This window comes from Mycobacterium sp., assembly GCF_049802695.1.
GTDB lineage: Bacteria > Actinomycetota > Actinomycetes > Mycobacteriales > Mycobacteriaceae > Mycobacterium.
The window spans coordinates 1-8,115 of the sequence record NZ_JBARMY010000038.1; the positions used below are offsets into that span (position 1 = coordinate 1).

Annotated in this window: 2 protein-coding genes; both read right to left on the bottom strand. The window is 68.4% G+C overall.

The window, feature by feature from the left end; genetic code table 11:
* The coding region (locus tag WA317_RS01345; RefSeq protein ID WP_425171319.1) for an amino acid adenylation domain-containing protein at positions 1-3,934 on the bottom strand (3,934 nt) is incomplete at its 3' end.
* Positions 3,931-8,115, bottom strand: a 4,185-nt coding sequence (locus WA317_RS01350) for an amino acid adenylation domain-containing protein (protein WP_425171320.1), incomplete at its 5' end; no start/stop codon positions are given. The genes WA317_RS01350 and WA317_RS01345, both read right to left, overlap by 4 nt.

The following is an 8,115-nucleotide window of genomic DNA, read 5'->3' on the forward strand; positions in this document are numbered from 1 at the left end:
GCCGCCAACGGGTCACCGTCTCGGCCGCCGCCGCGACGAGCAGGTGCAGTACGGGCACACCGCAGCCGATGAGCCGACCGGTGACGTCGGCGTCGGTGAAGGCCGTCGTGACGAGCAGGTCGCGCGCTCGGTCTTCGTCGGGGCGCACCCGCCGGGATCCGAGATCCGGGTCGTCTCCGGCGACCTGAGACCTCCAGAACGGCAGGGTGTCCAGCGCTTGGGCGCGCATCGCCAGTGTCCGCGCCCAGCACCGATAACTGGTGTGCTCCCGCACCGCGGTCACGTGCTCGCCGTGGCGCAGCGCGTGCAGGGCGACGTCGAGTTCGCCGAGCACCACCCGCCAGGATGCCGGGTCCATCGCCAGTACGTGTGCGGCTAACAGCAGCACGTTGGGCGCGATGTGGTTTCGGAAGAACACCGCTGCCAGTAGCGTGCCTCGTTCCGGGTCGAGTCGCTGCAGCGCTGTTTGGGCGTGCTCGGTGACTGTCGCGTGCAAGTCGCCGGTCACCTCGACTTCGGTGAGTATTTGCGAAGCCGGGACCGGCAGCAGGGTCATCGTGTCGCGGTCGAGCCGAGTTCGCAGCACCTCGTGACCGGCGACGACGGCAGTCAACGCGGCCCGCAGCTGCTGACCGCTGATGCCCGCGGGCAACGCTATGGCTTCCATCTGCGCGAGCCTGCGCGGCTCACCGTATTCGTACAGCCATCGGGCGCTGGGCAGCAACGGAATCGGTGCGGTGGTGTCTTCGGGCTGGTGGCCGGTAGTCGCCGTCTCGGCATCGACCGCGGCGGCGAGTTCGCGAATCGTGTTGCATTCCAGGATGAGCCGAGCACGCAGCGCGATGCCGCGGCGGCGGGCCGCCTGTACTACCGTCAGCGCTGCGATGCTGTCCAGACCTAGCTGCAGGAATTCTGCGTTGACGTCGACCTGCGGGCTGTGCAGTGTTTCGGACAGCACTTCGGCCAGGGTGGACTCGGTGACCGTCTCGGGCCGCGATTGCGTCGCGGTGACGGAATCGATTGCTGTCAGCCAACTCTCGTCCAGCTTGCCGTTGCTGGTCAGCGGAATGTCGTCAACCTCGACGATGCGGTGCGGCAACATGTAGCGCGGCAACCGCGCGGTGAGCATGCTGCGCAGCTCGGCCGCGGTGGGCGGCGCGCCGGCCGCTGCAGGGTCGCTGACGACGTAGGCGGTCAGCCGTGCCGCACCGTGGTGCTCGCGCACCACCACGCCCGCGCGGCGGACACCGGGATGCGATTCGAGTGCGGCGGCGATTTCGCCGGGTTCGACGCGGTAGCCGCGGATCTTCACCTGGGCGTCAGCGCGGCCCAGGTACTGCAGCGAGCCGTCCGGGTGGCGTCGCACCAGATCGCCGGTGCGGTACATCCGCTCACTTTCGCCGAATGGATCGGCGAGGAATCGGCTGGCCGTTTCGCCGGGACGGCCGAGGTAACCGCGGGTCAGTTGCGCACCGGCCAGATAGAGCTCACCGACCGCGCCGAACGAAACCGGACGCAGCGCGGAATCGAGCACGTAACCGCGGGTGTGGCGGGTCGCTTGACCGATCGTCGGATTGTGGTAGTCGGCGATCGGGGCCACCACCGCTTCCACGGTGGTTTCGGTGGGCCCGTAACAGTTGTAAGCAGTCAGCCCGGTCCGGGCGCATTCGGCGCGGATCGCCGCCCACGTCGGCGCGCTGATGGCTTCGCCGCCCAGCGCGAGGACGGTCAGCGGCGCGGTGTCCAGCAAACCGAATGCCCTCAGCTGCGCGAACATTGACGGCGTGGTGTCGATCATGTCGATGTCGCGCTCGACGATGGCGCGCACCAGCGCTTCGGCGTCGGGCTGCGTCTGCTGGTCGACGATATGGACAGCCTGCCCGTCGAGTAGTGCCACCAGCGGCTGCCAGGCCGCGTCGAAGGCGAACGACCATGCGTGCAGGACTTGCAGCCGACGGCCCAATCGTGTTGTAGCGGGTCGCAGCACGGAGTCGATGTGGTCGTCGGCGTACGCGCCGACCGCGGCGTGGGTGCCGATGACGCCCTTGGGTTCTCCTGTCGTTCCGGACGTGAAGACCACGTAGGCGGCCTGCTCACCCTCGACGTCGACCGGCCGAAATACGTTGGGCGGCGGATGGTCGGCGGACGTCAGAAAGTCGTCGTCGACGACGATCGTCGCACCGCTCTGGCGCAGAATCGACGCCACACGTTCGGTGGGCATGCCTGGCTCCAGCGGCACACACATCGCACCGGTCTTGAGCGTTGCGAGCATGGCTACCACGTATTGCGGGCCGCGCGGCAAGTCGATGGCGACCGGAATCTCGGCGGCGGCGCCGCGGGCGAGCAGTGCGGCGGCGAGTTGGTCGGCGGCGGTGTCCAGCTGACGGTAGCTCATCGCCCCGCCCATCCAGCTGACCGCGACCTCGTCGGGCACGATTTCAGCGACGGCGGTGAAACGGGTGTGTATCCCCGGTGCGCCGGACGGCGGTCGCCCCGGTTGATCGGCGGCGTGCAGCAGCGCCGCCTCGTCTTCGAACAAGACGCTGACGTCGCCCACCCGCCAATCCCACAGTGACAGCAGTCGTTCGGCGGTGGTGAGTACGCGCCGTCCCAGCGCGGCGGCGGTCGTGGCGCCCAACGCCCCGTCGATCAGTTCGACCAGCACGATCAGTTCGCCGTCGGCCAGGTGGACGGCCAGCGTCACCGGGAAATGCGACAGGCTCTCCAGCCCGGCAGGCCGGAACGTCACACCGTCGGCGGTTATCACGCTGCCGCCGGTCAGGTCACCGGTCGGGAAATTCTCGTAGACGAGCAGGGTGTCGAACATCTCGCCGACACCGCCGAACGCCCGCAGCTGAGCGTGCCCGAGGTAGCTGTGCTCGCGGAGCACCGCAGAGTCACGTTGCACTGCAAGGCATTGCGTGCCGACCGATGCGTCGTCGTCGATGCGCACCCGCAGCGGCACGGTGTTGATGAACAAGCCGACCATCGTCTCCACACCGGTCAGTTCGGCCGGCCGGCCCGACACGGTCACTCCGAAGACCACGTCGTTGCGGTCGGTCAGGCGGGAAAGCACCAACGCCCAAGCCATTTGCGTCAACGTGTTGACGGTGATTCCTCGTGAGCGGGCGCCGTCGACCAGCCGGGCGGTGGTCTGCCGATCGCTGCGCAGCTCGGTCCGGCGGGGCAGACCACCCGCAGCGTCGCCGCCCAGGTTCGATCGGCCGGCTCCTCCTCGAGCCGTTGCCCGGCCCGCATCGTCGCCGCCCATGACCGCTGACAGCAGCGTCGGACCGGTCAGGCCACCAAGATGCTCACGCCAGACTCGTTCGCTGGCGCCGCGATCACGACCGGCCAGCCAGCCGATGTAATCGCGGTAAGGCCGGGGCGCGGGCAGCAGCCCGTCGGCGTCGCCACCGGCCCGGTAGAGGGTGATCAGTTCTCCGGCGAACACCGGCAGCGACCAGCCATCGATCACGATGTGGTGGGCGGTGATGACCAACCGCCAATGCTTCTGCGGTAATTCGATGAGCAGGAACCGGATGGCCGGTGTGCGCTCGAAATCGAACGGTCGCGCCCGCTCCTCAACCTCCAACGCCTCGACGTCCTCCGGCACGGCGGTGACGTGCCGCCAGGGCAGCACCACCCGAGACGGCACAATTTGCACCGGCCTGGCGATGTTCCGGCTGACGAAGCTGGCCCGTAGGTTCGGATGGCGCTTGAGCATCGCCGCCGCGCAGTGCTGCAGCCGCGCGACGTCAAGCGCTCCGGAGATGTCGGCGGCCATCCCGATCACATAGGGGTCGTCGACGCGGTCCGCGCCGGCATCGGCCAGCCCGGCCAGCACGGTCCGTGAGTACAGCCCTTCTTGCAGTGGGCTGAGCGCCATCACATCGTCGATGCCGGCCGGTGCGTCGGCCTCGGTCGCGGTCACGGCTCGTCCGGGGAGAGCCACGAAGAGGTCACGGCTGCAAGGTCTTCCGCCGAGAGCCCTGAGGTGCTCATCGGGGCATGCCGGGTATCCCCCGCGCCGGCCACTTCGGCGCCCGGCTCCGCGGCGTCGACAACCGCCGCCAGCTGCGCGACCGTCGGATTCTCGAACACCATCCGGGGACTGACGGGTAGCCCGGCCGCCCTGGCGCGCGCCGCCACCTGCACCGATAGGATGCTGTCGCCGCCGAGTGCAAAGAAGTCGTCGGAGCGCCCGATCTCCGGGGTCGACAGCAATTCGGCGAACACCGCGGCCACCGTGCGTTCGGTGGCGGTGCGCGGCGGTTCGCTTCGGCCGGTCGTGCTCACCGCGGGCCGCGGCAATCCTGGCCGGTTCAGCTTGCCCGATTCGGTCTTGGGCATCTGGTCAAGCACCGTGAGCGACGACGGGATCATGTATCCGGGCAACCGCGAAGCGATTTCGGCTCGCACCGCACCCGCGAACGCCGCCTTGCCCGCGTCGTCGGCAATGGGTCGCTGGGCAACCACATACCCGGCCAGTGTCGTGCTGTCCTGCGCCTCCCAGGTGCGGGCGGCCGCCACGGCCACCCCGTCAACCGCCTTCAGCGCGGCCTCCACCTCGCCCAGTTCGACGCGGAAACCCCGCACCTTCACCTGATGGTCGGCACGCCCGACGAACTCGAGCCGGCCGTCTTCGGTCCACCGCGCGCGGTCACCGCTGCGGTAGAACCGCGCACCGGGTTGGGTGGCATACGGGTTAGGCACAAACCGGGACGCGGTGAGTCCGGGCCGCTTCCAATAGCCCCTAACCAGCTGGCCGCCGGCGTAGTACAGCTCCCCGATCACCCCGACCGGCACCGGCTTCAAGGCGTCGTCGAGCAGATACACCTGCGAGTCTGGCGTCGGCCCGCCCAGGATCGGCACCGGCGGGGTCAGCGGTCCGCGCACCAACCCACCGGAGGTCTCGGTGGCGCCGAAGTTGTTGAGTAGCTCCGGCTTGCCCGCATCGCCGCGGGCGGCCGTGACTTTCAGGAGCCGCTCGAGCAGCGACACGCTCACCGGCTCCCCGCTGCACACCAGGCGGGTCAGCGACCGCACCACCTCGGGCCACTGGTCGGCAAGGGTGGAGACCAGGCTGGCGACCGCCGTCACCTGAGTCACCGAATGGCGTCGCACCAGCGACGCCAACGCTTCGGCGTCACGGTGCTCGGTGTCGTCGGCCAGAATCATCGTGGCGCCCGCGGCCAGACCGGCCAGGGTCTCCATGCTGCCCTCGAGGAACGTCATCGACGCCTGAGCGAGCCGAATATCGTTGCCGGGCACCGAGTATCGCCGTAGTTGCCAATCCAGGCGGGTGGCCATCGCGCGGTGCGTGCCGAGCACTCCCTTCGGCTCGCCGGTCGACCCAGAAGTGAAAACCAGATACATCGGGTCGTCCGGATGCGACAGCGGCAGAACCGAGCGCGGCGCCCGCTCTTCCAGCGCGGACCGCACCGCCGGGTCGTCGAGTGAAATCATGGTGACGTCATCACGTTCGGGCATCGTGGCCAGCGCCTCACTGGTCACCACCATGACTTGCGGCTCGACGTCGTCGACCATGAACTGCTTGCGCGCCGACGGATATCCGGGATCTATCGGGAAGTACCCGGCCCCGGCCTTCATGATGCCCACCAGCGCCACTACCAGGTCGATGCCGCGACGCGTGGAAAGCCCGACCAGTGATCCCGGGCCCACCTGGTGGTCAGCGAGCAGCTGCGCGAAGTTGTCCGAACGCCGGTGCAGCGTCGGGTAATCGATGTATTCGTCACCGCAGCGCACCGCGATGCGGTCGGTGCCCAATTCTCGGCCGGCTTCCAGCAGTTCCGGAATGGTGCGGGGCCGACCGGGCGGCGGCTGCTCGCCACGGCTCCAGTCGGAAAGGATCCGCTGCTGTTCAACTGCATCGAGCAACTGCAGATCGTGCAGACTCTGGTCGACATTGTCGGCGAACGCGCTGACGACCTGTGTCAACCAGCCCGCCAGTCGTTCGATGGTGGTCCTCCGGTACAGCTGGGTCCGGAAGATGACATCGCCGGTGTAGCCGGTGTCGCCGGAGCCGTCGGCGGCGAAGAAGTTGACGCTGAGATCAGCGTGGGCCATGTCGAATACCGGTGCCAGCGCGCTGAATACGGTGTCGCCGGACGGACCGGTGTCGATGACCCGCCCGGCCGGCAACTGATCGCGGACATGGACGACGACCTGAAACAACGGATTGCGGGACAGCGAACGTACCGGACTGACCGCGTCCACCACCCTGTCGAACGGCAGATCTTGATGCGCATAGGCGCTCAGCGCCGTCTCCCGCGCCCGCTCGAGCACCTCCCGCAGAGTCGGGTTGCCCCGCAGGTCGTTGCGCAACACCAGAACGTTGACGAAGAAGCCGATCAGTTGCTCGAGTTCGGGCTCGCTACGCCCGGCGACCGGTGTGCCGAGCGGAATGTCCGCCCCACCACCGGCTTTGTGCAGCACCACGGCGACCGCCGCCTGCAGCAGCATGAATTCGGTGACGCCCAATCCCCGGCTGAGCTCTCTCAGCTTCGCCCGGGTCTGCCCGTCGATGCTGAATTGAACAGATTCACCGTCACCGCTGGGCACCGGTGGCCGCGCGAAGTCCGGCCGCAGCCCGGAGTCTTCGGGAAGCCCGGTCAACTGCTGAATCCAGTAGTCGCGCTCGGTGGCGACGATGCTGGTGTCGTCACCGGTGGTCTCCGAGAGCAATTCCTGCTGCCAGGCCGCGTAGTCGGCGTACTGCGCACGCAGCGGTGCCCACGATGGCGCCTGGCCGGCACGGCGGGCCCGATAGGCGCTCAACAGATCGGCGAACAGCACTTCCCCCGACCAGTGGTCGGCGGCGATGTGGTGCAGGACAAGAGAAATTACCTGGTCGTCGCCGGTGCGCAGCACCGCGGCCCGCAACGGCCGGTCCCGGTCAAGCTCGAAGCATTTCCGACGCTCGGCGTCCAATTGCTCCTGCAGCCAGGTCTCGCCGTCCCCGGTGGCCTGCCGGACGGAAACGTCTCCGTCGGGACTGACGACCTGATAGGGCACACCGTCAACCTCGACGTAGGTCGTGCGCAAGATCTCCTGGCGTGCCACGACGTCGCCGATCGCGGCGACCAGCGCAGCGGTGTCGCACGGCCCGGTGAGCCGGGCGGCGAACGGAATGTTGTTGACAGCGCTGGGTCCTTCGATGCGGTAGGCGAACCAGATCCGCAGTTGTGACGCCGACAGCGGTGCCGGTCCGTCATGTGCGGTGCTGATCAGCTTGGGCCGTCGGGACCGGATCGAACCAGACTGCAGCTGGTCCACCCGCTCCGCCAGCAGCGCGACCGTCGCCAGCTCGAACAGCTCCCGGATGGTCAGCTCAACGCCACAGCTCGAACGGATCGCGGCGACCAGCTTGGTCGCCACCAGCGAGTGGCCACCCAGATCGAAGAACGAGTCGTCGACGCCGACGCGGGCGTGGCCGAGCAGCGTCGAGAACAGCTCGGCGATCCGGCGTTCGGTGTCAGTGCTCGGCTCCCGATATCGGGTGGGCGCCGCGATCTGCGGCGGCGGCAGGGCGGCGCGGTCGATCTTGCCGTGCGTGGTGATCGGGATCTCGTCGACGACGACGTAGGCGGCCGGCGTCATGTAGTCGGGCAGAGCCGCGGCCACCCGCGCGCGAATACGATCGACGTCGACCATGTCAGCCTCGGCGGCGCCGGCGGGTGTCAGGTAGGCGACCAGGCTCTTGCCCAGCTGCGGCAGGTCGGCAGCGATCACGACGGCTTGACCGACACTCGGGTCGACGGAGATCGCGGCGGCCACTTCGCCCAGTTCGATACGGAAGCCGCGAATCTTCACCTGCTCGTCGGCGCGGCCGACGAACTCGATGTCACCGTCGGCGTTGCGCCGCGCCAGGTCGCCCGAACGGTACATCCGGCCGCCGGGGGTGAACGGGTCGGCCACGAAGCGCTCGGCGGTCAGCCCCGGCCGGCGGTGATACCCGTGCGCCACGTGGCTTCCGCCGATGTAGATTTCGCCGATGACGCCGATCGGCACCGGCTGCAGCGCGTCGTCGAGCAGGTGAACCTGGGTGTTGATTTTGGGCCGCCCGATCGGGACGATCCGGTTCCCCTGTGT